16 protein-coding genes are annotated in these 26,078 nt (G+C 47.2%); 4 read left to right on the top strand and 12 right to left on the bottom strand.

Annotated features, from left to right (window positions below; genetic code table 11):
• Positions 1 to 440 precede the first annotated feature (440 nt).
• Positions 441 to 704 (bottom strand): hypothetical protein, encoded by a 264-nt coding sequence (locus QUB61_RS29320; RefSeq protein WP_333133604.1) that lies wholly within the window; start codon positions 702 to 704, stop codon positions 441 to 443.
• 90 nt (positions 705 to 794) lie between these two features.
• Between QUB61_RS29320 and QUB61_RS29325 the strand changes: the two genes are divergently transcribed.
• Positions 795 to 953 (top strand): hypothetical protein, encoded by a 159-nt coding sequence (locus QUB61_RS29325; RefSeq protein WP_333133605.1) that lies wholly within the window; start codon positions 795 to 797, stop codon positions 951 to 953.
• Between the two features lie 231 nt (positions 954 to 1,184).
• Here QUB61_RS29325 and acnB read toward each other — a convergent pair whose 3' ends face one another.
• On the bottom strand, positions 1,185 to 3,800 hold the full coding sequence (acnB, locus tag QUB61_RS29330; RefSeq protein WP_333133606.1) for a bifunctional aconitate hydratase 2/2-methylisocitrate dehydratase: 2,616 nt from the start codon (positions 3,798 to 3,800) through the stop codon (positions 1,185 to 1,187).
• A gap of 160 nt (positions 3,801 to 3,960) precedes the next feature.
• Complete coding sequence (locus QUB61_RS29335) at positions 3,961 to 5,229, bottom strand: transposase (protein WP_333133607.1); 1,269 nt, start codon at positions 5,227 to 5,229, stop codon at positions 3,961 to 3,963.
• A gap of 298 nt (positions 5,230 to 5,527) precedes the next feature.
• Here QUB61_RS29335 and QUB61_RS29340 point away from each other — a divergent pair, with 298 nt between their 5' ends.
• On the top strand, positions 5,528 to 9,544 hold the full coding sequence (locus tag QUB61_RS29340; RefSeq protein WP_333133608.1) for an EAL domain-containing protein: 4,017 nt from the start codon (positions 5,528 to 5,530) through the stop codon (positions 9,542 to 9,544).
• Positions 9,545 to 9,594: 50 nt separating this feature from the next.
• Here QUB61_RS29340 and QUB61_RS29345 read toward each other — a convergent pair whose 3' ends face one another.
• The 9 genes from QUB61_RS29345 to QUB61_RS29385 all read right to left on the bottom strand — a co-directional run bounded on the left by QUB61_RS29345 (position 9,595) and on the right by QUB61_RS29385 (position 20,812).
• On the bottom strand, positions 9,595 to 9,942 hold the full coding sequence (locus QUB61_RS29345) for a DUF5615 family PIN-like protein (protein WP_333133609.1): 348 nt from the start codon (positions 9,940 to 9,942) through the stop codon (positions 9,595 to 9,597).
• Positions 9,939 to 10,220: a DUF433 domain-containing protein gene (locus tag QUB61_RS29350; protein ID WP_333133610.1), complete on the bottom strand. Its 282-nt coding sequence runs from the start codon at positions 10,218 to 10,220 to the stop codon at positions 9,939 to 9,941. The genes QUB61_RS29345 and QUB61_RS29350 overlap by 4 nt, the downstream gene beginning before the upstream one ends.
• A gap of 181 nt (positions 10,221 to 10,401) precedes the next feature.
• Positions 10,402 to 14,961: a PAS domain S-box protein gene (locus tag QUB61_RS29355; RefSeq protein ID WP_333133611.1), complete on the bottom strand. Its 4,560-nt coding sequence runs from the start codon at positions 14,959 to 14,961 to the stop codon at positions 10,402 to 10,404.
• Between the two features lie 1,207 nt (positions 14,962 to 16,168).
• Positions 16,169 to 16,462 carry a hypothetical protein gene (locus QUB61_RS29360; protein WP_333133612.1) on the bottom strand — a complete coding sequence of 98 codons (294 nt, stop codon included), beginning with the start codon at positions 16,460 to 16,462 and terminating at the stop codon, positions 16,169 to 16,171.
• Between the two features lie 333 nt (positions 16,463 to 16,795).
• On the bottom strand, positions 16,796 to 17,077 hold the full coding sequence (locus QUB61_RS29365) for a hypothetical protein (RefSeq protein WP_333133613.1): 282 nt from the start codon (positions 17,075 to 17,077) through the stop codon (positions 16,796 to 16,798).
• 778 nt (positions 17,078 to 17,855) lie between these two features.
• Complete coding sequence (mdh, locus tag QUB61_RS29370; protein ID WP_333133614.1) at positions 17,856 to 18,809, bottom strand: malate dehydrogenase; 954 nt, start codon at positions 18,807 to 18,809, stop codon at positions 17,856 to 17,858.
• Between the two features lie 123 nt (positions 18,810 to 18,932).
• The gene (locus QUB61_RS29375) at positions 18,933 to 19,148 is read right to left on the bottom strand and encodes an NAD(P)H-quinone oxidoreductase subunit O (RefSeq protein ID WP_015178120.1); all 216 of its coding nucleotides are present in this window, start codon (positions 19,146 to 19,148) and stop codon (positions 18,933 to 18,935) included.
• Between the two features lie 318 nt (positions 19,149 to 19,466).
• Entirely contained in the window at positions 19,467 to 20,429 is a 963-nt protein-coding gene (locus QUB61_RS29380; RefSeq protein ID WP_333133615.1) for a DNA-formamidopyrimidine glycosylase, read from the bottom strand.
• Positions 20,430 to 20,431: 2 nt separating this feature from the next.
• Positions 20,432 to 20,812 carry a photosystem I reaction center subunit IV gene (locus QUB61_RS29385; protein WP_333133616.1) on the bottom strand — a complete coding sequence of 127 codons (381 nt, stop codon included), beginning with the start codon at positions 20,810 to 20,812 and terminating at the stop codon, positions 20,432 to 20,434.
• A 760-nt stretch (positions 20,813 to 21,572) separates the two neighbouring features.
• Between QUB61_RS29385 and QUB61_RS29390 the strand changes: the two genes are divergently transcribed.
• Entirely contained in the window at positions 21,573 to 23,627 is a 2,055-nt protein-coding gene (locus QUB61_RS29390; protein ID WP_333133617.1) for an ATP-binding protein, read from the top strand.
• A complete protein-coding gene (locus QUB61_RS29395; protein WP_333190238.1) occupies positions 23,624 to 25,783 on the top strand; it encodes a tetratricopeptide repeat protein in 2,160 nt (719 codons plus the stop codon). The genes QUB61_RS29390 and QUB61_RS29395 overlap by 4 nt, the downstream gene beginning before the upstream one ends.
• Positions 25,784 to 26,078 lie beyond the last annotated feature (295 nt).

The raw sequence follows: 26,078 nt of genomic DNA on the forward strand, positions 1-26,078 counted from the left end.
CCGTCCTTTTTGGACGGGCGGGACGCCCATCCCACAATAACAATTAAAATTGTAAGTTATTTAATTCGCGATCCTTATCACCTCATGCCCTTCATCTGCTACCAAAATAGCCCGACCCGCCAAAATCACATCCCCGCCCGTCAAGTGGATTAGGTTCTGCAGTCAACAGTCAACAGTCAACAGTTTTTACCAACCATTTATGTCGGAAACCAACAATATAATAAAGCCGCCCTACATTTTTTGAAGGCGAGCGAACATCAGGTTGCTCTGGGTTATTGGTTGGGTGGGGGCGGGTTTTTATAGATTGTTTGTCAGCCTCAAATTTTATCTGTAAAACCCGCCCCTACCGGCTATCTCTGGGGCGGGTTTCACCAACTATCTATGCCTGAAACCAACAATATAATAAACCCGCCCCCGCTTTGTTGGGAACGATCGAACACCTACGCTTTGCGCGAACGCCTGCGAATCAGCACACTCATCACCTGCTTCGGATTCGCCGCACGCTGTAGGGGACTCCAATCGCCAACTTGGGCAAATCCCAGGCGGTACAAAGTGAGTATGGTTTCCCTGACACCATTGGGGGAACCGACAACCGTTAACAGCACCACTTCCTGTTCGGATATTGCTGAGTCTGAATTTGGGCGATCCTCTTCGAGGGCTTCGCTAACGGATAAGTTGTCGTCAGGCACGAATTCCTGTGACATAATTATGTTCTCCTTGATTTTGGGTTTTGTAGGAAAACCCAAAAACCCAGCCGCCCCGCAGTTCAAGACATAGCAGGGCGGCTACAGAGAATGTTAAGATACTCCGTTAGCCTCCAGACTGCTGTTTCCAGTTTGGCGGTTAGCTGTCCATTGCTGTTCGAGCAGCTTTGGGCAGTGCAACTAGATTTTTGGGCGACGACGCGGGCTGCCTCCTCTACAAGCAAAGCAACCTCTCACTTCAAAGCCTAGCCGCAGATGGGGGCCGGTGTCAATCGATTTTGGATTTTAGATTTTGGATTTTGGATTTTGGATTAAAGAATAGTTCTGGACGCAGGAGTGGTGAGAAACCGGGTTTTTGCCCAGAAGAGGTGTTACAGCGGGTAGAAGCTGTAAAAAACCCGGTTTCTTTGAGTTTTAACCGCAGATGTCGGCGGATGTACGCTGATGGACGCAGATGAATACGGCGGCCTGTCGCACTTTTTATTTGCTCAATACACCATTGGGAATTCCTAAAAGATCCTCTATGCGAGGCATATCTTCTAAGGCTATCACTCGTCCTTCGTTCTCAAAACCAGCAATTTGATCGAAATTCAAATAGCGATACAAGTCACTAGCAAAAGGATCGATTCTTTTTGAGACAATGTCGTTGTATTCTTGGACTGTGGGAATTCGACCTAACAGCGAACAAACTGCGGCTAATTCTGCCGAACCGAGATAAACTTGGGCGTCTTTGCCCATGCGGTTGTTAAAGTTGCGGGTAGAAGTTGAAAATACGGTTGTCCCATCTTTAACCCGCGCTTGGTTGCCCATACAAAGGCTGCATCCGGGCATTTCTGTACGCGCTCCAGCGGCTCCAAAAATGCTGTAGTAACCTTCTTCTTTGAGTTGCTGTTCGTCCATGCGAGTTGGCGGACAAATCCACAGGCGAGTTTTAACTTCTCCTGCACCTTCTAACACTTTCGCAGTGGCGCGGTAGTGACCGATATTTGTCATGCAGGAACCGACAAATACTTCGTCAACGCGATCGCCCGCAACCTCACTCAACAACTTAACATTATCCGGGTCGTTGGGAGCAGCCACAATTGGCTCTTTAATCTCGTTCAGATCGATTTCGATGATTTCAACGTACTCTGCATCAGCATCCGCCTCCATCAGCACGGGATTAGCCAGCCATTCCTCCATCTTCGCCACCCGGCGCATCATCGTCCGCGCATCTTGATAGCCCCGCGCTACCATGTTTTTCAGCAGCGCGACATTGGAACGAATGTACTCGGAAACAGTCTCCACGCTCAATTTAATCGTGCATCCGGCGCAAGAACGCTCGGCCGTCGCATCGGTCAATTCAAAAGCCTGCTCGACCTTCAAATCTGGCAAACCTTCTATCTCCATAATCCGCCCAGAAAAGACGTTCTTCTTATTCTGTTTCGAGACTGTCAGCAAGCCTTTTTGAATCGCCACATAGGGAATTGCATTCACCACATCCCGCAGGGTTACTCCGGGCTGCAATTCGCCTTTGAACCGCACTAAAACTGATTCCGGCATATCTAAAGGCATGACGCCCAAGGCGGCAGCAAAAGCCACTAATCCCGAACCCGCAGGAAAGGAAATTCCCAAAGGAAAACGAGTATGAGAATCGCCGCCGGTTCCCACTGTATCCGGCAATAACATTCGATTCAGCCAAGAGTGAATAATGCCGTCTCCGGGACGCAAAGCTATGCCCCCGCGCTGTGACATGAAATCGGGTAATTCATGGTGAGTTTTGACATCAACTGGTTTCGGATAAGCGGCGGTGTGGCAGAAACTTTGAATTACCAAATCGGCGCTAAATCCCAAACAAGCAAGTTCTTTTAATTCGTCCCGAGTCATGGGCCCGGTGGTATCTTGCGAGCCGACTGTTGTCATGGCTGGTTCACAAGATGTACCGGGACGAACGCCGGACAAACCGCAAGCTTTGCCTACCATTTTCTGTGCTAAGGTAAAGCCTTTGCCTGTATCGGCGGGAATAGTCGGGCGGGTAAAAATGGTGCTTGGTTCTAGTCCTAAAGCTTCGCGGGTTTTGTCGGTTAAAGTGCGTCCAATTAATAGCGGAATTCGGCCGCCTGCGCGAACTTCGTCTAGAATTGTGTCGGGTTTGAGGGTGAAGGTGGAGATGATTTCTCCGGCTTCGTTGGTAATTTCGCCTTTGTAGGGATGGATGGTAATTACCATTCCTGTTTCCATTTTGGAGACATCGCATTCGATCGGCAAAGCGCCGGAATCTTCCGCGGTATTGAAGAATATCGGGGCGATCGCACTTCCTAAAATATAACCGCCACTGCGCTTGTTCGGCACAAACGGAATATCATTGCCAATGTGCCACAGCACGGAATTAATCGCGGATTTCCGCGAGGAACCGGTGCCGACAACATCACCAACATAGGCTACGGGATGGCCTTTTAGCTTCAAATCTGCGATCGTTTGCAAGCTTCCTGGCATCTTACTTTCGAGCATCGCCAAAGCGTGCAGGGGAATGTCGGGCCGCGTGGTAGCATGAGGTGCTGGGGACAGGTCGTCAGTATTGGTTTCTCCGGGAACTTTGAAGACTGTAACGGTAATGACTTCCGCCAGTTGGGGGCGGGTGGTGAACCACTCGGCATCCGCCCAAGAATCGACGACTTGCTTGGCGTAGGGATTGGTATCGGATAAAGTCAGAATGTCGTGGAAGGCGTCGAATACTAACAGGGTTTTGCTCAAGGCCCGGGCTGCGGTGGCGGGAATGGCGGTTTCGGCAGTAGGATTGAGCAATTCGATTAAAGATTGGACGTTGTAACCGCCCATCATTGTCCCCAGCAGGTAAACTGCCCATTTGGGAGCAATTAGGGGGCTGTGGATTTCACCTTTAGCAATGCCGGTTAAAAAACCAGCTTTGACGTAGGCGGCGCTGTCTACTCCGGGCGGGACGCGATCGCGCAATAATTCTATTAAGGTTTCTTCTTCTTGCGCCGGCGGATTTTTCAGCAGTTCACACAGTTCCGACGTTTGCTGGGCGTCTAGCGGCAGCGGTGGAATTCCCTCATGGGCCCGAACGGCCGCGGTACGGCGGTAAGATTCAAGCATTTCTCCTCTCTCCTCGGATAGTATTCGGTGGTTGGCAAGCAGGTGACTTTACTTTTTAGATTAGGAGCTTCCGCTGCACATTGGGCAAAGTACCTCGCTATACATAAAAACTTAACGCAACTTTAAAAACAGTAGATTTTCATAGCTGGCAAAAGTATAGTCATTTATAGACATGGGAGGCGTCAAGTCCCTCCCCCTTCACTTTTGCTTTAAGCGGATTAACCCGCATTGGCTGAACTACGCAGCTCTCTATCCCATTGCTGAACGCATTTGGGATTGCTTTTTTGAGGATGTTGTACGCGGCGTTGACATCGGAGTTAATTAACTGACCAACCGATGTTTTGTACAAACCTCTTTTAATCCGCTTACCAGTAAACACAGGCTCTTTTTCTGTTTTCCCGTAGACAGGGATTGAATCTAAACCCAAAAAATTTGCGCGAGATGTGTAAGATTCTTCCTGTACAATTACATCGATTCCTACCAACCGAGCTTTGTATTCCAACATCTCAATCAATCGAGAGTGAGGAATACTAACAAAGTTTTGGTTGGTTTGCTTCCCGAGTTCTATTTCAGTTTTCCACTGCGCGTTCTTGCCAATTACTAGCGTCCCAATCTGCTTGGCGAGCAAAAGGTTAATAATTAGACGGCTAGCATGATGTAAGTAATTGTCAACTTTCTGATTGCGACAGCGGGTTAAGCGCTGAATCCGGGGTGATGTTTTACGGTTCCCTGTTAACTGGGATTGCAATTTTGAAGAGCGCTTGTTGTAGAACTGGTTAATCGATTTCAATGGTCGCCCGTTAATCAACAAAGGGATAAATCCCGGTTGATTTGAAGTTAACGCCACTAAATTATCTAGTCCTAAATCAATACTAGCTACCAAGTTAGTGTTGCTACAGGTGGACTCTGATTTATCATAAATTACCTCTACTACATAGGAATCACATTTCGGAACCAGTCTCACTTGGCAAATCAGCTCGGTATTGACTTGAGTTTTGAGCGAAAATTCAGTACCCGAAAGTTTAATGATTCCTTTCTTTAACTGCTTGCTACTAATTGCTTGAATCGTGTAGACAAGGAGGTTCCGCCCTTTGTTCTTATCTTTGTAGTTCGGCAGTTTGGGGCGACCTGTGAATTTAGATGGCTCAGTTTTGTAATTCTTAATCGCCTCAAAAAACGATTTCCAATTATTGTCTAGCACCATCAATATTTGCTGACTAACTTTGGCAGGTAAAGCCTTGTATGCTTCGTGAGACTTCATCAAACGGTTCATTTCGTTGTAATTGACATAGCCCCATCCATAAAGAAAGCTCTGACGAATGACGTAATTAGCGGCATTGTAGAGGTTCTTAGATTTAAAGGCTAGTTCGTCTATTTGGGCGAAACGGTGTTCCGTCGATTTAATGATGTGCCTCTCTGTTAGTTGCATTTGAGACTTCCATTCTTTAGGCTGTGCGTATTCCTTGTTCAACACTCACAACAATATAATACCATTATTGTTTATAATTGCTTATAAACTCAATGAAGTTTTACAAAACCAAAGAGAGGTCTTCTCTCCACCGTCCGTGCAGGATATCAAACTCCAGCCGAGCAGTTTAGGGGTGTTCAGTGGCCTTGTTCTGGTTAAGATTAATGTGTTGTAGGGTACAGTCGATCGTCCTCTGCATCTTCCACCGTCGTTTTCCACAAGTTTAAAAAAGTTGTCCTGCTAATGGATAGATTAAAAAATGGAAAGTTTTATCCCTGAAACCTCTGAAGACTGTCAGGGCCAGGTCTCCAAGCCAGACTTCTACAAAGATCTGCAAGGAACCACAGAATTACTGCTGACGATCGCCAACTCGATGCCGATACCCGTGATCGTCAGCAGTCTGGCTGACGGCACAATTCTTTATAGCAACGATTTATGCCGTGAGGCTTTCGGGTTCACAGCATTCAAGTCGATAGACGGCGAAAAAGCCGACCTGCTCTACCACAACCCCGCAGACCGCGAGGAACTGCTGTTGCGACTCGCTTACAACGGACACGTCCGCGAGACAGAAGTCCGCCTTAAAAAAGCTGACGGCACCCTGTTTTGGGCAAGTGTATCGATGCGGTATTTGACATTGCTGTCAGGAAAAGCTGTTCTGTCGGTATTCTCCGACATTACCGATCGCAAGCGAGCCGCCGCGCAAGAGCAGGAATTGCTCGCGTCAATCCACTTGCGTGCCCGCCAGCAAGCGGCCGTCGCTTACTTGGGGCAGCAGGCCCTGGCTGAAACAGATTTGTCCGCACTGATGGACAAAGCTGCGGTTTTAATTGCTCAAACGCTGGAGGTTGATTATTGTCAGTTGTTAGAACTGTTGCCCTCTGGCCATGCTTTTATGCTGCGAGCGGGGGTTGGCTGGCAGCCGGGCCTCGTCGGCAGCGCTACTGTTAGCGCTTCTGCCCGATCGCAAGCAGGTTACACATTGCTTGTGGGCGAACCGACGATCGTCGAAGATTTGCGCGTGGAAACGCGCTTTAGCGGGTTGCCGCTGCTGCACAACCACCGGGCTGTCAGCGGCGTCACTGTCATCATTCCCGGCAATCAGCGACTCTTGAGCAACTGGGGACAAGCAGAACCAGCGAACAGTTCCTCCTCGCCGGCCTGGGGCATTTTGGGGGTTCATACCAACCAAAGGCGAGTTTTCAGTCAAGATGATGTTTATTTTGTAGAAGCGATCGCCAACGTATTAGCTGCGGCGATCGAGCGCATTCTATCGCAAGAGCGTTTGCAGATGATGGAACGGGCGATCGAAAGTTGCAGCAACGGCATTGCCATCACCGACGCGACCGTTGCAGATAATCCGATTATTTATGTCAATCCCAGTTTTGAGCGGATCACTGGTTATAGCAGAGACGAGTTAATTGGGAAAAATTGCCGATTTTTGCAGGGCAGCGACACCGACACCGCCGCCGCCAAACAATTGCGAATTGCGATTGAAGAAGGCAGAGAATCTCAAGTTATCCTGCGCAACTTTAGAAAAGACGGCACGCCTTTTTGGCACGAACTGTCGATCGCTCCGGTTTACAACTCGCGGCGACACTTAACCCACTTTATTGGAGTGCAAACAGACATTACCGACCGCCAGCGATCGGAAGAAAAATTATTTTTAAATTCTCAAGCTTTAGCAGCTTTTAGCGCTAATCTCAAACACTTGCACCGGATTACAACTTATCATTATCAAAACTTTGAAGAGCTGGTAGACGATTATCTAACAGCCGGCTGTTTGATGTTTGGACTTTCTATGGGCATCATGGCTGAAGTTGAGGGGGAAACTTTTATTGTGCGGGCAGCCAAAACAGATTTAGGATACTTCGTGCGCGGCTTAGAATTGAAGCTCAGCGATACTTTATGCGCTGCGGTGATTAAACTAAAAAAAACAGTTGCGTATGCTCATATAGGAGCAAAAGATGAGATGCGCGAACATCCAGCTTATCAAATATGTAAGTCTGAATCTTACATCGGAACGCCGATCTTTATTAACAATAGAACTTACGGCACTTTGAGTTTTAGTTCGCCAGAAATCAAGAAAAAAGATTTTGAGTACCAGGAAATAGAAATCATAGAACTGATGGCTCAAAGCATCGGTAAAATTCTGGGGGTTCACCAAATGGAAGTCGAACGCCAGCAAGTTGAAAAAGAGCGCTGCGATTTGATAGTATCTCTCCAAGAAAGTGAAGAACGCTATCGCCGTTTAGTAGAACTATCTCCCGAAGCTATCGCCGTTCACAGTCAAGGGAGAATCGCCTACATCAATGCTGCCGGCGCTAAACTCCTCGGTGCGACTTCTCCAGAGGCGCTAATCGGCTTTCCGGTATTGAATTTCGTCCATCCAAACTATGTGGAAACAGCCAGAGATCGCATTCGGCTAGTGGAGAAAGAAAATCAGCCCATCGACCTGGCCGAACAAAAACTGATGCGGCTCGACGGACAAATAATAGACGTTGAAGTTGCCGGCATCCCCGCTACTTATCAAGGCTCGAGGGCCGCCCAGATTATTATCCGAGATGTCACCGAGCGCAAGCGAGTAGAACAGCAGCTGCTGCACGGCGCTTTTCACGATGCGCTGACAGGTTTGCCCAACCGCGTTTTGTTCCTCGACAGGCTAGGACAAGCCATCCGCCGATCCAATCAGTCCCCCGATTACAAATTTGGTTTACTTTTCCTAGATTTAGACCGCTTCAAAGTAGTTAATGATTCTTTAGGACACGTTTTAGGAGACAAACTCCTAGTCGCCCTCGCGGATCGGCTGCAAAGCTGCGTGCGGGTTTCTGATACCGTCGCCAGGCTGGGGGGAGACGAATTCACCATCCTGCTAGACCACATTCAGAGCCTCAGCGACGCCACTCTAGCAGCTAAAAAGATACAAAAAGAACTGACGAGACCGTTTAATATCGAAGGGCACGAAGTATTTACCACCGCTAGCATTGGCATTGTTTTCAGTCGAGGCGAAGCCACCGACACTGGCGAATCAAATCTGTACACTCACCCGGAAGAATTCCTACGCGATGCTGACATCGCTATGTACCGCGCTAAAGCTTTGGGCAAGGCCCGCCACGAGGTGTTTAATTTGGCGATGCACGACCAAACTATGTCGCTGTTGCAGTTAGAAACTGACCTGCGGTTGGCTATTTTGGGCAAGGAGGAATTAGGGGAGAGCAAGGATCAATGTTCGCACTTTATTGTCCACTACCAACCGATTGTTTCGATCGCCAGCGGTGCGATCGAAGGTTTTGAGGCTTTGGTGCGCTGGCAGCACCCGGTTCGGGGTCTAGTTCCGCCGTCTACTTTTATCCCTGTAGCTGAAGAAACAGGTTTGATCGTGCCTCTGGGAGCCTGGGTGTTGCGGGAAGCTTGTCGGCAATTGTGCCTTTGGCAAGAAATGTTAACGGAGTCCGAGGGAAGAAGTCCGATAGAAGTCGGAATCAGGAAGAATGAAGAAGGAACAGGGAAGAGGCCAATCGGCAATCTACGGGATTTAACTGATTTAACGGATACAGGGAATGAGGAACACGGAAGAAGGAACAGGGAAGAAAGAATCGGTAAAAAATTCCCAATTCCCAGTTCCCAATTCCCGCTAACCGATTTCCACTCCCCTGTTACTAATTCCCAATTACCGCTTACCAATACTTCGGCTGCGCTCAGTACAAGTTCCCAGTTACAAATTCCTAATTTTCAATTACCAATTATTGATGCTTCGCAATTAACAATGAGCGTCAATCTTTCTCCTAAACAGTTAGGTATGCCGAATTTAATCGAGCAAATCGATGAAATTTTAGCAGAAACTGGCTGCGCTCCGAGCTGTTTAAAATTGGAGATTACTGAAAGCGCGCTCGTGGAAAATGTGAAGAAAGCCAATATTGTGCTTGCCCAATTAAAAAATAGAAATATCCGATTGTCGATAGACGATTTTGGTACTGGTTATTCGTCTTTGAGTTACTTGCACCGCTTTCCGCTGGATACGCTGAAGATCGATCGATCTTTTGTGAGTCGCTTGGGGGCTGTCGAAAACGGTGACGGCGGGGGTCAGCCTTTGCAGATTGTGCGGGCGATCGTGACTTTGGCTCACAATTTGGGACTGAATGCGATCGCCGAAGGTGTGGAGACAGCCGAACAGTTAGCACAGCTTCGAGAACTAGACTGTGAATTAGCTCAGGGATATTGGTTTTCTAAACCTTTGGATAGGGATGCTATCACTGAAATGCTTACAAAAATCGATTGATTTATAAAAGTTTCATATTTTTTGAAGTTCCTCTGCGGGGGAACTTCAGTTTAAATGTAAAGAATTTGGTTTTCCATTTCGTCGGCTGTTGTGGTATTGAGGATTGAAACCAGCCTACCCACGATTTTCCCATACGGATGCCGGACTGCAATGATAATTCCGTAATGTTTTCCCTCCCGACTGAAATATTCTTGAGCAAGCGCTTCAAAATCATTTCGATTGTGGGTGAGAATAGCTGCTTTTTGGCTAATAGCATACTCCAACTGCTCGACATCTGTTTTTCCGAGTTGCCCTGCTTGTTTGGCAGTTGTTGCCTCAAAACCGCGAGAATGTAGCAAGCTAGCTACAAGCACATCGACATCTTCATCTAAATAGACATGAATAAAAATTTTACTCATCGATCTTTGACTCGCGGATCGATTAACTCATCTGGAATGCGGTTAAGTTCAATATACTTGTTAATTTCTGCTTGGCAATCTAGATAGTAGCTCAAGGCATCAAATACTTGCGCTAGGGTGAGGTGTGGCAAACGATGAGGAATCTCTTCTGGCGAAACTCCAATGCGCCACATCTCCACGATCGCCCGCACCGGAGTTCGAGTACCCTTGATAATCGGTTCACCACTCAGAATTTCATCATTCCTGACAATGTGACAGTGTTCTGTTGACTGAAGCATATTAGTTTGATTTCTCTATTTTGGAGAATCCATAAATATTTTAGCTCAATTAGTTCGCGCTCGCACGCTTCTACCTCAAAAACCCGGTTTCTGGCGATCGTCCTCAACCTAAAATGACGCAATTACGTTAATAAACCGGGTTTTTGCGTCCCCATGCCCGATGCCCGATGCCCATGCCCCATTAACAATTAGCTTTGAGTGGAATCTCGATCGCGAATTCTGCACCCTGTCCCGGCGAAGAAGTGCATTTCAGCGAGCCTTTGTGTCTGTCTGTAACAATTTGATAGCTAATTGACAAGCCCATCCCAGTACCTTTTCCCACAGGTTTAGTCGTAAAAAATGGGTCAAAAAGTCGATTGCAGACAGTCTCTGTCATTCCCAGGCCGTTGTCAGAAATCCGAATGAGCACCCGATCGGGAGCCAGCATTTCAGTTTTGATGGAAATTATACTAGGATTTTCCCGCAGTCGATCGGCCGAAAGCCGCGATCCTCTCTCTTCCAAAGCATCTAAAGCATTGCTCAAGATATTCATAAATACTTGATTTAACTGTCCGGCATAACATTCTACCAAAGGCAAATTGCCGTATTCTTTAATCACCTCAATTTCTGGATAATTGTGTTTGGCTTTGAGCCGGTGCTGCAAAATCATCAGGGTGCTATCAATGCCTTCGTGAATGTTGACTGCTTTCATTTCTGCTTCGTCCATGCGGGAGAAGGTGCGCAGAGATGCCACGATTAGCTGAATTCTGTCTGCACCGACTTTCATCGAGGAAAGCAGTTTCGGCAAGTCATCTATCAGAAAGTCGAGTTCAATAGCTTCTAGTTCCTCTTGAATTTCCGGGACAGGCTCCGGATAGTGGTTTTGGTAAAGTTCGAGCAGGTGTAGCAAGTCTTGAGTATAGTCGTTGGCGTGGGTCAGATTGCCGTAAATAAAGTTAACGGGGTTGTTGATTTCGTGGGCGACTCCTGCCACAAGTTGACCGAGAGATGACATTTTTTCGTTTTGAATTAACTGCGATTGAGCGCTGGTTAATTGCTGCAAGGTTTGCTCTAATTCAAGAGCTTTATTGCGAGTTTGGGCGTAAAGATCGGCTTGGTTGAGGGCGATCGCCAATTGAACTGTAATCGCTTGCAACAATTCTACTTCGCTGTCGCTCCAAGCCCGCACAGAACAGCAGGAGCAGCAGCTAACTGCACTTATTACCCCAGAAAGTGCCTGCATGGGGATGATTAATACAGATTGGTAGCCCATCGATCGAACGATTTGTTTCCAGACAGGATCTGCGACTGTTTCGACATCATCCACCCGCAGCATCTCCATCTGCAAGATTTTTTCTCCCAGAGTACCGAAGTCGGAAGGTGGATAGCTACCTGTTAAATCTGGAAGTTCCCGAAGGCGAGATTCTTTAATAATTTCCCAGAAAGGCTCCTCCCCGTCCTCGCGATACCAGGCAAAATTGCAACGATCGATCTGCAAGAAAGCGCGAATTTCCTTAACTGCGACTGTAAGGATGCTGTCGAAGTCGAGGGAATTGCGGATTTGAGCGGTGAGACTGTTGAGCAATTTTTCTCGATCGGCCTGCTGTCTGAGTCGGGCTTCCGATTGCCTCAAAGCAATTTCTCCCCGCTTGCGCTCAGTAATGTCTTCGGTAACTGCTAATAAATATTGGGGATTGCCTTCTCGATCGAGAATTACGGTTTTCTTCGTATGCAATATGCGAGTATCGCCTTCTCTTGTTTGAATCAGTTCTTCGGGAATGTCTATAATTTGCCCGCTAGCGAGCGCTTCCCGGTCTTTGGCGGTGAAAAAGTCGGCTTGTTCTCTGGGGAAAAAGTCCTGGTCGTTTTTGCCGATAACTTCTGCTGCACTGTAACCGAGCAACTGTTCGGCGCCTTGGTTCCACAGTACAAATCGCAACTCTTCTGCTTCTTTGCCAAATACTGCGATGGGTATGGTGTTGAGTACGGATTCCATAAAATTTTCGGTCTGTTGCAGTTCTGCTTCTGTCTGTTTGCGGTCGCTAATATCTCGGACGTTGGCAATGACGCTGAGATTGCCGTTGAGATGAATTCTGGACAAGGCAATTTCTGCATCAAAAGTTGAACCGTCGTTGGGACGCCTCGCTTTCCATTCCACGCGACCTGTTTCGCCGGCTAATACTCTTTCCCAAAGTTCTTCCATTTGTTCAAAGGGATTGTCGGCGCTTGAACAGTCGTTTTTAATTGATAATTTTGTTGCTTGTTCCTGGCTCACTCCGTACATTTCTAACATTCGATTATTGACATCGAGAATGTTGCCTTCTAAATCGTGAATGAAGATAGCATCGTAGACATTGTTAAATATGGTTCGCAGGTTTTGCTCGGAAACTTGCAGCGCTGCTTCTGCAAGTTTTCGATCGCCAATTTCTTGTTCTAACTGGGCGACTGCTTCGGACAGTTCGGCCGTGCGATCGCTCACTCTGTCTTCTAACTCGGCTGCTGCTTGCCGCAGCGCTGCTTCGGCGGCTTTGCGATCGGTAATGTCGATCGCCGTGCCGAACATTTTTACCACCTTGCCGTTGACATCGGTTTCAGCGCGGCCTAAGGCGTTGAGGTGCCGCAGCGTGCCGTCGGGACGGTAAAGGCGGAAGTCAAAATCCAAGGGGATGCCCGTGTCGAGTCCCCGCTGTACTTGAGTCTGCCACAATTCCAAATCTTCTGGATGGATCAGAGCGATTTGTTCGGCTAGGTTGGGCGCGCTTTCTCTCGGTTCGAGCCCGAAGATGCGGAAAAGTTCTTCCGACCAAGTGAGGGTTTTGGTGGCTGCGTCGAGTTCCCAATTGCCAACGTGGGCGAGTCTCTGGGCTTCTTGTAGCTGCCGCTGGCTGTTGGCGATGGCGGTTTCGGCAACTTTGCGATCGGTAATGTCGAACAATACGCCGCAAAATATGATTTCGCCGTTCTCGCTGTGGGTGGGCATCGAGTCGCCCTGCCACCAGCGAATCTCACCGTCGGGCTTGACTAACCGCCCTTCGTAGTGCCACAGGGAGAGGTTTTCTACGGCTTGGCAGACGGAGGCGATGTAGCTTTCCAAGTCTTCGGGGTGGACGCGGCAAATGAATGTATTCATGTCTCGCATCATTTCTGCTGCTGTGACGCCGCTGATATCTTCGATGCGATCGCTCATGTAGTCAATGCGCCAAACTCCGTCACGGTTGCAAAACTGGAACAAAGCTCCGGGCATGGTGGCTGCGATCGTCTGAAACTTGGCTTCGCTGGCCGTGAGGGCGGCAAAAGTCTGGCGCAGTTGGGCCGTGCGCGCTTCTACTCTGCGCTCTAGTTCTGCGTAGGCGTGTTGTAAGGCTGCTTCTGCTCGTTTGCGATCGGTAATGTCGGTGGCTGTACCGATGGTGCCGAGGACGTTTCCTGTTTCGTCGTACAGGGCGATCGCGTTGAACATCAAATGTTTCATGCTGCCGTCTTTGGCGATGTGGGTGCATTCGTACTGGAAAATTGATTCTCCGGCAAACAAGCGAGCGAAAACTTCTAAATCTTTCTGGCTTTGTTCTGGTGTCGCAAAGTCCGAGAACGGCCGACCGATCATTTCTTCTGGTTTGTAACCGTAGATGTACTTAACTGCTGGGTTGACGAAGGTGTAGCGCCCGATGGCATCGACCGACCAAATCATGTCTTGGGAGGTTTCTACCAGGCTGCGGTATTTGGTTTCGCTGGCTTTGACGGCTTCTTCTGCTTGTTTGCCTTCCGTCATGTCGCGGGAGACGCCGACTGTCATTACAACTTCGCCGTCTTGATTGCGGATGGGTGCTTTGACTGTGTTGAACACCCGCACTTCTCCGTCGTGCCGCGTCACCGGTTCTGCGGAAATTTGCAGAGTTTGTCCGGTTTCAAATACGAAGGCGTCATCTCTGATGTACTCGAGAGTATTGTCGGGATTGGCGAAAGGTGCGTCTACGATGTCTTGAAGTTCCTCTTGAGTCATGCCGTAATAGTCGCGGAATGCTTGATTTGCCCAGACGATTTTCGATTCGGGGCCTTTGACCAATACCATATCGGCGATCGAATCGAGAATTTGCTGATATTTTTGTTCGCTGTCGCGGAGTTTCTGCTGGGCGGATTCGATTTCTGCTATTTGCCTCTGGGTTTGCAAGTGCAGTTCGGCTTGGTAGATGGCAACTGCTAAATGGTCGCCTACTTGTCTGGCCAATTCGATTTCGTCTTCTTGCCAATCGCGGGGTTGGCCGCACTGGTGAATGCACAGCAATCCCCACAGGTGTTGTCCTTGCACCAGCGGTACGACTAAGTTGGCTCGGATTTGAAATCGCTTGAGGATTTTGAGGTGACAAGGGTCCAACCGGGCTTTGTAGATGTCGCTGACTGCTTGAACGTAACCTTTGGTGTAGTTGGCTGCCAATTGTGCCCCGAACCAGCAGTCGAGGATTCTTGCTCCCAAACATCGGCTGTATAAGGGAAGTACGTCTTCGGAAACGACTTCCCCCTCGTTCCATTCGGATTCGGGAAGAAAGCGGTATATGGCGACTCGATCGGCATTTAGGATTTGCCGGAGTTCCGTGGCTGTAATTTTGAATATTGTTTCTAAGTCTAGGGATTGGCGGATTTTGCCAATCACTCCCATCAGCGCTTGCAGCTTTTTGAAGCAGGCTTGAGACTGCGTTTCTTTTTCTAGGTTAGCTAGCTTCTGGCGCAGGTTGGTTAGTTCTTGATACAGGTATTGATTAAACATAATGCTCTTTCTCTCGTTATTTTGCGGTTTTGTATCGAGGTTGATGGCATCTCAATAGCGCTCTGCAAGTTGAGCGTGCTAAATCAAAAGGGCAAAGGACAAATTCTCCTACTTCTACTAGCACTTACCACCTACTCACGCTACATTTCCGTAGTTTTTATGAATTGGGAGGCGGAGCGAGCATCTTAATTCAGTATATTTACTGGCAAAGCGGGCGGTGATTTCCTACGGCATAAATTGTCACTTATTGAGAATTATACTAACCAAACTTACGCATCAACCCGGTTTGTTAACGTAATTAAGTCAGGGAAGCTGCGGAAGTGGAAACGAGAAACCCGGCTTCAGGGTGGGAATACGCGGAGCGTCCTGACTAATTTTGACATTTTTTGCGCTCGCCTGCGGTTGCAATTATCAGCCTTTTATTATTACCGCAAACTTGATGATAGTTTCTTTGCTGTAGCGAGCGAATATCCGGTTGGAAACGCCACTATTAATTTTTTTGATTTACCCGAGATCCTTTTCTATATTTCCAGTAATTCTTGATTTCTCTGTCCTACATTCTATTTTACACAGCCTTTGGATAAATCTGATTTTTTAGAAAATTTTCCTTGCCTTCCAATTGCTTTATGCTAGGGATTTTCTTTGTTAAACTTATTAACATCCACGGCAGCAGAGGTGATATCAGTTAAAAAAAAGAATGCAACTGTAGACCCCTAATCCAAACCTATAAACAATCACTCAGTCCCAATCTCAAATCTCAAATCTCAAATCTCAAATGGTATGAGTTTTAGGTTAAAGAGTTAAAGTAGTTGCAGGCTACGGTTAAATTGGCTCAACTCAAGGGGGATTCCTTACCCTTCCCGAAGGCAGGTGCGTTAGGGATACCTTCGCTTCACGAATAATTTTCGCCAGATTTTTGCATTTCCTGAGAACGTGTAATAATTTTTAGATGATATTAACTGTCAGGGTATCATTTTTTTGACTTAAATTAAGATATTTAAAGCTGGATTAATAGAAAGGGCAATCACCTGCCTTAAAGTTTGGGAAAAGTAATAATAAATTCCCTATAAGCTCGCGTTTCGCGTTCTACCTTTAAAGTGCCACTGTACAGTCCTGCAATAATATCGCCCGTCAGAGACAACTCCAAACCTGTTGCTTCTCCAGTCGGTTTAGTAGTAAAGAAAAGATGGAAGATATTCTCGGGAATTTATAGAAGAATTCTGATGCTGTTCTCGCGGCGAATTTCAACGGCTTTTACCAAATTATGCGTTTTTACCATAATTTTGGAAGTCAAACTTTCTGTTCGTGGCTCAATTCCTTGCTGGCAATTTTTCTGCTTTTGAAAGACAGCATAACCAGCACTATCAAGGATATTTATAAAAGCGCGGGCGATCTCAGAGAATGCTACTTCCGAAAGAGCGACCGCTCTTTCATACTCAGTATAAATCGTCACATTAAAGCTGCGGTCGAGCGATCGCCTGCTGTGATAGACCAACTGCACGGCTTCTTGTAGCCATAAGATAATGCTACTTCCGAGAGAGCGATCGCACTTTCATATTCAGTATAAATCGTTACATTAAAGCTGCGGTCGATCGCCTGCTGCGGCCTAACTGCACGGCTTCTTCTAGCAAAGCGTTAATATCCGTCAACTGCCGCTGGCCGGTGTCAGTCCGCGCGTACTGCATCATACTGTGAATAATATTTTTGGCTTTTTCGACGGGTTAATAGCTGCATTATTGTCTAGAATATCTATTAAAATATGCTTGATATAATTGAGAGTATCTGCATATAAATTTTAGAATTCTTCGTCAAATTATTCTAGTAGTTTTCCCCTCTATTCCACCGAGCTTTGAGCATAATTATTAACACACTTGAGAGGATTGCGGATTGCGCGAGCGACTCCAGCAGTTAAATATCCGAGAGATTCGTGATTGAAGTTTGGGCGGATTAGATATTCGTGTTTTAGTCGAGCAAGTGTTTTTACTGTTGGATATTGGGCTTCGCTCAGTTTGAAAATTATTGAATTGTTTTGGTTTAACTCTCCTCCTTGATAGATGACAGTTTTGACGCTTTCGTGCAAAGTATCTTGGATGTGATATTCAGAGAAAATCGGCATTGATTGTGCCTATAAATTAAATTGGTTAAATATATAGCAATCCTTGCAGGAGCCGTAAATTTTTTACCCCAGCCCAACCCACCCCGAACCCGCGGGGACGGAGTAAGAAATCCACAAATGATTTAGGATTGCTATAGATGCAAAATCGAGTAGGGTAGAGCGATTATAATAAAGTTAGTTTTTAGTAATACCATTTAAAAAAATGCAGATGTAAACAAGCTCCCAACCCTTGTGGAATCAGTCATTCCCTATTCTTTAATCTAAAATCTAAAATGGTATAATATCGTTTCCGGTTGCATGGGAATGATAAAGTCAAGGTCAATAATTCCACATTCCCCAACTCCCGACTCCCGACTCCCGACTCCCTATCATTCCGGTGTAACCGGAATTGATATAACGAGGAAGAGTCCTAATTAACCGAAACTCGGAAAACTTCAGTCCTGACTACAAACTGATAGCGGTTATTTTGCAGGACACGATGTATTTTATATTTATCAATTATGGCATCGTTTTTGGCAATTGTTTCTCCAAGTCAGGGCGAAGAATTATCGGGCAGTTTTTTGATTTTAGTCAACGGTTTATTGCCGCAATGATTCAATCGCACCATCGGGAATATGGATTTTTTTAAGTACGAAGTAGAAGAGACTGCGTTGACGGCCCAAAGGCAGAAACTAGAAGGCATTCTGGAGAAGGATTTTTGACCTAGTTCTAAGGCTGCAACGAAGTCTTTTCGTAAAAAAAACCGTTCAGGAGTATCTGAAAAAAAACGGCTACAAGCTTAACGAGAAGTTTTCAGTATCGCCCTCGCTTCCTCAATATTTTGGGCAACCAATTTGCCCGACTCGATAAAGGCTGCTCTTTCGGTATCGCTGAGTTCGAGTTCCACTACTTGTTCGACTCCCTGATATCCCAAGCGGCAGGGAACTCCTAAAAAGATATCTTGCACGCCGTATTCGCCGTGCAAATAAACGCAGCAAGGCAAGAGTCGCGACTGATTTAATAAAATAGATTCTACCATCAAACAGACAGAAGATGCGGGTGCAAAATAAGCACTACCAGTCTTCATCAATTCTACAATTTCTGCGCCGCCGTGGCGAGTCCGCTGTACGATTCGATCGATCGCCCCAGCATCCATAAGTTGACCGATGGGAATACCGTTGACAGTGGAATAGCGGGGCAAAGGAACCATCAAATCGCCGTGAGAACCGATGACTGTGGCACTGACTTCAGCAATTGAAACGCCCAATTCCATTGCAATAAAAGTTTGAAAGCGGGCGGAGTCGAGAATTCCCCCCATACCTATGACTCGGTGTTGTGGCAAATCAGCAGCTTCCCACGCTAAATAAGTCATGATATCTAGGGGATTTGTGACTGCGATTAAGATTGCTTCTGGAGAATGCTCGATCGCCTGTTTTACGGCTGCGGTGACAATTCCAGCATTGATTTTAATTAAATCTTCCCGACTGATACCGGGTTTGCGCGGGACTCCGGCGGCAATTACTATGATATTTGAGTTACCCGTATCTGTATAATCATTTGTACCGACAATTTGGCGATCGTGGCGTTCCACTCCCCTTGCTTCCATCAAATCCAAAGCAACGCCCTGCGGCCAACCCTCCACAATATCTAGCAATACTACATCTGCCAGATTTTTCTCGGCAATTCGCTGGGCTAAGGTGCTGCCGACTTTGCCTGCACCAATAATTGATACGCGGGTTGATGGAGAATTCATTCGATTTTAGATTTTAGATTTTAGATTTTAGATTTTAGATTTTAGCAATGAGCTTAATTGGGGGAAGGTGCGCGGTGCGCACCCTAGGCTACATTAAGAACAGTGATGTTTAGTTTTGGTGAGTTACTTAAAATCTTCGAGTTGGTCTACCCGCAGCCAAATATTGGGGGTGGGAACTTTGCCAAATTTGACGAAGGCATAGTCGCCGCGAACATCCATCACTTCGCCCTTTGTTTCAAATATATAGGAGGAAAAGCGCTGGTCGCTGGCTTTGGCTTCTAGACTGTTTTCCAATTTTTCGCGTACAGCGCGAACTATACTGCCTTTCTTGATTGCCATAACTTGCTTTGTTTAGTTTAAAAAACTATACAAATTTTAATCTAGATTTGCGTTCAAAGGACTTCTTCTTTCTTCTGACATCTGGCATCATTCTCGCTTAACAAGATTTCCGGCCTGTTCCACAATAGTTCAATATTCTTGTGGACTCGGTATCCCGCCCGCCCCTGACCGCCTTATTGACAATGGTGCAAGAGATCAGTTCTTTCTTCTTCCTTATTCCTTATTCCTTATTCCTTCTTCCTGACATCCGTTACATCCGTTACATCCGTTACATCCGAAGAAAGCGAATCCGTTGCCGAACTTCCTTCTTCCTTCTGCTTATTGCTGACACGCGGGGCAAAAATGAGTCGATCGCCCTGCTAATTTTATACGTTCGACGGTTGCGGAGCAAGTGCGGCAGGGTTGCCCGGCGCGATTGTACACCCAAGCGACGCCGCCGTAGTTGCCGTTGACACCTTGGACGTTGAGAAAATTGCTAAAAGTGGTGCCACCGGATTCGATCGCCTTCTGTAAAACTTGAATAATAGCTGTATGGATGCGCCCAATTTGCTCTGCGGTCAAATCCGCGCACAGAGTTGTGGGCATCACTCCCGACAAAAACAAAGTTTCGTCTGCGTAAATATTGCCCAAACCAGCTATCAGTGACTGGTCTAGCAAAGCTGTTTTTATGGGTCGCGCCCGCCGGTGCAGCTTGCGGGTCAAATATTCTGTTGTAAACTCGTCGGAAAACGGTTCGGGGCCTAAGAGTTTCAGACCGATGACTGTGCTGGAAACCTCGGTTTCTGCCGGCACGTACCACATTTGCCCGAAGGTGCGCTGGTCTACAAACCGCAGTTCTTGGTTTCCCTCAAAGAACAGCCGCACTCGCGCGTGTTTTTGCAGGGGTTCGGATCTGTTCACCCACAGCAGTTGTCCCGTCATCCGCAGGTGAACGCCCAACCAGCCGGCTTTTGAAGGCAAAAGGGAGGGGTAGAAAGAAGGCGTTCGGGAAGAGTTTGGAGTTTGGGCCAGAAATTCTCCCACTCTCCCCCTCTCCCACTCTCCCCCTCTCCCCCTCTCCCTTTCTCCTTCTGGGAATTGAGATAGTTCTGCCAGTAGATATTTGCCGCGTCTGTACCAGCGGGCGATCGACTTTCCTTTGAGTTGTGTCAAAAAATCGGTCGCAGAGATGGAGCGGGCGAGCGTGCTGTTTAACAACACGTCGCCGCCCAACATTTCTCGATCGAGGGTTGCTTGATTCAAACCCCGGCAAATAGTTTCAACTTCTGGCAGTTCTGGCACAATTAGCGCTGTTCTGTTCCTTGATTTGGCGAACCTTCGACGCTGCCGGGAACTTCGGCACCGGGTTTGCTGTCCGTCGAAGTTTTCGGCTGCTGGGGGGCTCCTCCGCTGCCAGTTTTCCGGGTTTTCTCGTCTACCGTGGTTTGTTTGCCGCCGGAAGCTACTGCTGTCGCTGTTTTCGCTTTTGCTTTGGGTGCTGACACTTCCACTAATTCGCTTTGGGCGAAGTTGTTGGTGTTGACGCCTGCATAATTTACGTTGTTAAAGCGAACGATAACTGGGTATTTAATGCCGCTTTGGTCTACCGTAGCAACGGTGCCCACTTCTTGATACCAGTAGGATTCTTTGCGGAGAATCCGGACTGTTGAACCGCGTTGAACCATGAGCTTTTTTTCCTTTGCGATGAATAAACGGATCAAGCCATTTTTTTTACTCTAGTCGATCGCGCGGCGCATTTAAAGTCTGCAACGGAATTATTGTTTTGGGCAGCGTTTTTTGGTCGCTGGCTTGTAAAGAAAAGTAAAGTTTTTTGTAGGCGATCGCTGGCGTTGAAAACTAAATAAACAGATATTATCCGTTAAATAAAAGCTTTGCGATCGGATCTATAAAAAAGTTTACAAATTGTTGTGGGGTGGCGAGTTTGTTGCGGGGGTGTGAGGAAGTTGTTGGGGCCGTTAGGTTGTTGCGGGGGCCGCCAGGGGTTTAAAACCCCTGTCTCATAACTAAAGTCGTCTAAAGACGACTGAATATACAATTGTATTTTTGGGGCGGGCTGATTGTATTTTGGGGCGGGCGAGACGCCCACCCCACAAGAAAATTTAGTTTTTGTGGAACAGGCATCTTGCCTGTTCTTAAGAGAAGATTGTATTTTGGGGCGGGCTGATTGTATTTTGGGGCGGGCTGATTGTATTTTGGGGCTGGCGAGACGCCCACCCCACAAGAAAATTTAGTGATTGTGGAACAGGCATCTTGCCTGTTCTTAAGAATCATTGTGGAACAGGCAAGATGTCTGTTCTTAAGAATCCTTGTGGAACAGGCATCTTGCCTGTTCCTAAGAATGGTGAAAGATGTGTGATTAATTAACCTTGTATCTAATTATATTGTCGCGCTAAAGTATTGCAAAGTGCAGGGAATATTTAAAGTATGTCGTTAGTTGATTTAGCTAATACTAAAGTTAGGGTAATTGGATGCAGTGCGGTGATGGCTGTTGCGCCAATGATTGCCAGCGCGATCGCCAATCCGGGAGTGGCAGCAGCATTGGGTGGGATGGCCAATCCAACCGTTGGGGGCATTTCGATTTTAGCAACGATCGCCGGCGGTATAGCGGCGAATATGGCGGCTAACGACTTGGGAAATCTGATCGCCGAAAAGTTGGCAAAAAATCCGAATATTCTTGACAATCACGATTTGATTAAGGCGGCGGGTGAGGCGATCGGCGATATTTTGAAAGATGTTGCGAAGTCAGATGAATTAATTGCGATCGCCGAAACCAAAAATTTGACCTATCCAGAACACGCTTTAAATCGATTAGCCCAGAAGACTCCTGAATATTGGCTGAACATTAACACAGAAGCAGCCGATTTGTCAAGGGGGTTAAATATTTCGGAAGACCAACTGACTCGGATTTTTTCGGCGGATGCTGCGGAGTTCGATCGAGTTACCGGATTGACACCAGAAGATTGGGCAAGATTCATCGGGGAATTCGCGGCCAGTGAGGGGAAATCCTTTGATGCAGAAATCGTGGACTTTGTGGCGCAAAGACTGTATGCAACTTTTCCGAAGGCGTACCGCAAAGTGCTGACACAAGATGCAGCCAAGGGAGGAGAAAAGTTTGCGGCGATGCTGTTGAATCTGCACCAAATTGCTTTGGCCGAACTCAAGGATTTGGGGCTGCAAAATGGGGAGATTCTGGGCAAGTTGGAGGCGGTGGCAACTCGGCAGCAGATTTGTCAAGTGATGGCGAAATTGGGATCAATAGAAATTGACATCCGATCTGATTTGGCGCAGATTCGGGCATTGCTGCAAAGATATATCGATCCTGCCGCGCCGAGTTTGCCGATTTCTCTCAAATCCGAGACGATTATTCAGGACAGAATTAAAGACTTTACGGGTCGCGGATTTGTGTTTGAAGCAATTAACGAGTTTCTGAAGACAAATCGGAAGGGCTATTTTGTTTTGGAGGCGGAACCTGGTGTTGGGAAAAGCGCGATTATGGCAGCCTGTGTGGAGATGCTGAAGCGACGCTGCGTTACTCATTTTAACTCGCAACCGGACGGGATTGTCAGCGCCAAAACTTTTTTGGAAAATGCTTGCATTCAGTTAATTAAAGGTTTTAATCTTGAAGATAAGTACCCGCGTCTGCCTGAAAATGCCCTGGAAAACGGCAACTTTCTCGGCAGGTTGCTGGGGGAAGTTACCGCTAAGTTGAGCAGCGGTAAAAAGTTGATTTTTGTGGTGGATGCGCTGGATGAAGTCGATTTGAAGTTACAAACTAGCGGCAGCAATGTTCTATATTTGCCCAACGATTTGCCGGATAACGTTTATTTTATTGTCTCCAAGCGGCCGGAATTTCTGCCAATGCCGACTGGAAACCGCAAAGTTTTTGATTTGATGGATTACAGCGCCGAAAGTTTGGCGGATGTCAAGGCTTATCTGGCAAAACGTACCGAGAAAAGCGAGTCTATTCAGAATTGGATTGACCGTCAAAGTGTGCAGCGGGAACAGTTTGTGACGGCGGTAGCCCAGAAAAGCGAAAATAAATTTATCTATCTCCGCTACATCCTCGATGAGATTGAAGGCGGTACTTACAATGATGTGAGTTTGAACGATTTACCAGCAGGCTTGCAGGAATATTATCAAAAACACTGGGCACAGATGATGGGCAGGGAAGACGATCCTCTGCTGGAATTGAAGGTTAGGATTATCTACTTTCTGTCGCAAGCAGAGGAACCAGTTTCTTGTCGCTGGTTGGCTAAATCTGCCTGCGAGATAAATGTTATAAAAATACAGCAGGTACTCGGAAAATGGAATTCGTTTTTGCGACAGGAGAAAGTAGGGAAGGAAACTCGATACACTATCTATCACAACAGTTTTCGGCAGTTTCTGGAAGCGGATGAAACTGTGCAGTCGGCGGGTATAACACTGGAAGATATTAACGATGATATTAGCGATAACTCTACAGGAGGAGCGCCGCTATGAGCGATTTAGGTGTGTGGTTGGCGCAGCAGTATCAGGAAGATCGAGATTTGCTGGTGAAATACCAACCCAAGAGATTTGCGAAACGGGGGAAGGTTGACCGTTATTGTGCTTGGTTGATGGATTTCGGTTTCATTGAGGCGAAACTGGAATTGTTGGGGGTACAAGCGCTAATTGAGGATTACGATTTGGCGATAAATTCTTATGTGTTGCTGTCTGAGGAGCAAAGTCAAACTCTGAGATTGATTCAAGGGGCAATTCGCAAGTCGGCGCACGTTTTGGAGAAGGATAAAACGCAGCTTGCAGGGCATTTGTGGAGTCGGTTGGTGGATTTTGAAACACCTGAAATTCAGGGGGTCGTGAAACAAGCTAAGCAGTCGAGAAATATTCCCTGCCTGTGGCCTTTGAAGCCTAATCTGGAAAGGGCAAATGAGGGTGCGCTGCGGACACTTGCCGGTCATAGTTGGGGGGTAAATGCAGTGGATCTCGCACCCGACGGTAAAACAGCGATTTCCGCATCTTCGGATTCTACCCTGAAAATCTGGGACACCGAGACAGGCCGGGAACTGAAAACTCTCACGGGTCATAGTGACTCGGTAACAGCAGTGGCTCTCGCACCCGACGGTAAAACAGCGATTTCCGCTTCCGAGGATAGAACCCTGAAAATCTGGGACACCGAGACAGGCTCTGAACTGAAAACTCTCACGGGTCATAGTAACAGGGTAACAGCAGTGGCTCTCGCACCCGACGGTAAAACAGCGATTTCCGCTTCCGATGATGAAACGCTGAAAATCTGGGATACCGAGACAGGCCGGGAACTGAAAACTCTCACGGGTCATAGTAACAGGGTAAAAGCAGTGGATCTCGCACCCGACGGTAAAACAGCGATTTCCGCTTCATGGGATGACACGCTGAAAATCTGGGACACCGAGACAGGCTCTGAACTGAAAACTCTCACGGGTCATAGTTCCGGGGTAAATGCAGTGGCTCTCGCACCCGACGGTAAAACAGCGATTTCCGCTTCCTCGGATAGAACCCTGAAAATCTGGGACACCGAGACAGGCTCTGAACTGAAAACTCTCACGGGTCATAGTTCCGGGGTATTTGCAGTGGCGATCGCACCCGACGGTAAAATAGCGATTTCCGCTTCATACGATGAAACCCTGAAAATCTGGGATTTGCTCACAGGTAAAGAGGTTGCTAGTTTCAGCGGAGAAGGTAAGTTTTATTGCTGTGCTTTTGCGCCTGATGGAGTGACTGTTGTAGCGGGGGATGGTTTGGGCCGGGTGCATTTCCTGCGTTTGGAGGGAATGGGGGATTTGGGCGATGCTGCTGGGCTAAATAATCCCGTTTCTTTGTTGTACAGTGGTTTAGCGCTGGCAAAACAAGGGCAGCATGAAGCCGCCCTAGCAAAATTAGCTGAAGTTGCAGAAATAAGACCGGATGCGCTAAGTGTTTGTTTGTTGGAACAAGGTAAGGTTTTATGTGAATTGGAGCGCTATGCAGAAGCTGTTGCCACTCTCGACAAAGCAAAAGAAATAGCAGGCAAAGACCGCGATTTTTGGTTTTGCCGAGGCTTTGCACTGAGCAAGTGCGACAGTCAAGAAGCTGCGCGAGAAAGCTGGGATTTTGCGATTAACATTCAGCCCGCTGACTGCGATTTTTGGTTTGAAAAAGCGCAAGCACTATTCGAGTTGGAACGCTACGAGCAAACTATTTTATGTCTGGATTTAGCGATTAACATTGAACCCAATCAAGCCTATTTATGGTATTGGCGCGGCCTGGCGCTGCAAAAAAACGGACGCGCTGAGGAGGCAATCTCCAGCTACGATCGCGCTTTAGAATTGCAGCCTGATGATGCTGATATCTTGGATTGTAGAGCTTGGGCTTTACTAACATTAGGTCGTCATGAGGAGGCAATGGCTAATTGGGATAAAGCTTTACAAATAGATCCAAATTGTACAGTTGCTTATTATATTAAAGCTTGCTGTTTTGCATTGCAGAATCAGATTGAGTTAGCGCTGGAAAATTTGCAGCGCGCGATTGAGTTGGAACCGGAAACATATCGAGAATGGGCAAAAACTGATACCGATTTAGATGGGATTCGCGGCGATGTCAGGTTTCAGGAGTTGTTGGGCAATGGAGTTACCGAAAATTAGGACACGGCAGTGCCCAGTATCAATTTAAGGTCAAACGTACTCAGAGATTGCTGTTTACCGCTGAGGCCAGATCCCCCCTAGCCCCCCTTAAAAAGGGGGGGACAAGAAGCGCTCAAAGTCCCCCTTCAACCAGGGGGGGACAAGAATCTTTTCAAAGTCCCCCTTCTTAAGGGGGATTTAGGGGGATCGGGCAAGAGGCGATCGACGACAGATACAAAAAATGTATCCGCTCAATAAATCGGGGTAACAGCAAAAAAAGAAGGTTCACAATCTAGGCACAGCATGGTAGAATATG

Source organism: Microcoleus sp. C2D2 (assembly GCF_036702495.1).
Lineage (GTDB): Bacteria > Cyanobacteriota > Cyanobacteriia > Cyanobacteriales > Microcoleaceae > Microcoleus.

Excerpts from the sequence above, each read along its gene's own strand:
- QUB61_RS29340 (WP_333133608.1), top strand. The coding sequence starts at position 5,528 with ATGGAAAGTTTTATCCCTGAAACCTCTGAAGACTGTCAGGGCCAGGTC.
- QUB61_RS29365 (WP_333133613.1), bottom strand. The coding sequence starts at position 17,077 with ATGCCGATTTTCTCTGAATATCACATCCAAGATACTTTGCACGAAAGC.
- QUB61_RS29335 (WP_333133607.1), bottom strand. The coding sequence starts at position 5,229 with ATGCAACTAACAGAGAGGCACATCATTAAATCGACGGAACACCGTTTC.
- QUB61_RS29395 (WP_333190238.1), top strand. The coding sequence starts at position 23,624 with ATGAGCGATTTAGGTGTGTGGTTGGCGCAGCAGTATCAGGAAGATCGA.
- QUB61_RS29345 (WP_333133609.1), bottom strand. The coding sequence starts at position 9,942 with ATGAGTAAAATTTTTATTCATGTCTATTTAGATGAAGATGTCGATGTG.
- QUB61_RS29390 (WP_333133617.1), top strand. The coding sequence starts at position 21,573 with ATGTCGTTAGTTGATTTAGCTAATACTAAAGTTAGGGTAATTGGATGC.
- QUB61_RS29350 (WP_333133610.1), bottom strand. The coding sequence starts at position 10,220 with ATGCTTCAGTCAACAGAACACTGTCACATTGTCAGGAATGATGAAATT.
- QUB61_RS29375 (WP_015178120.1), bottom strand. The coding sequence starts at position 19,148 with ATGGCAATCAAGAAAGGCAGTATAGTTCGCGCTGTACGCGAAAAATTG.
- acnB (WP_333133606.1), bottom strand. The coding sequence starts at position 3,800 with ATGCTTGAATCTTACCGCCGTACCGCGGCCGTTCGGGCCCATGAGGGA.
- QUB61_RS29320 (WP_333133604.1), bottom strand. The coding sequence starts at position 704 with ATGTCACAGGAATTCGTGCCTGACGACAACTTATCCGTTAGCGAAGCC.
- QUB61_RS29325 (WP_333133605.1), top strand. The coding sequence starts at position 795 with ATGTTAAGATACTCCGTTAGCCTCCAGACTGCTGTTTCCAGTTTGGCG.
- QUB61_RS29385 (WP_333133616.1), bottom strand. The coding sequence starts at position 20,812 with ATGGTTCAACGCGGTTCAACAGTCCGGATTCTCCGCAAAGAATCCTAC.
- mdh (WP_333133614.1), bottom strand. The coding sequence starts at position 18,809 with ATGAATTCTCCATCAACCCGCGTATCAATTATTGGTGCAGGCAAAGTC.
- QUB61_RS29355 (WP_333133611.1), bottom strand. The coding sequence starts at position 14,961 with ATGTTTAATCAATACCTGTATCAAGAACTAACCAACCTGCGCCAGAAG.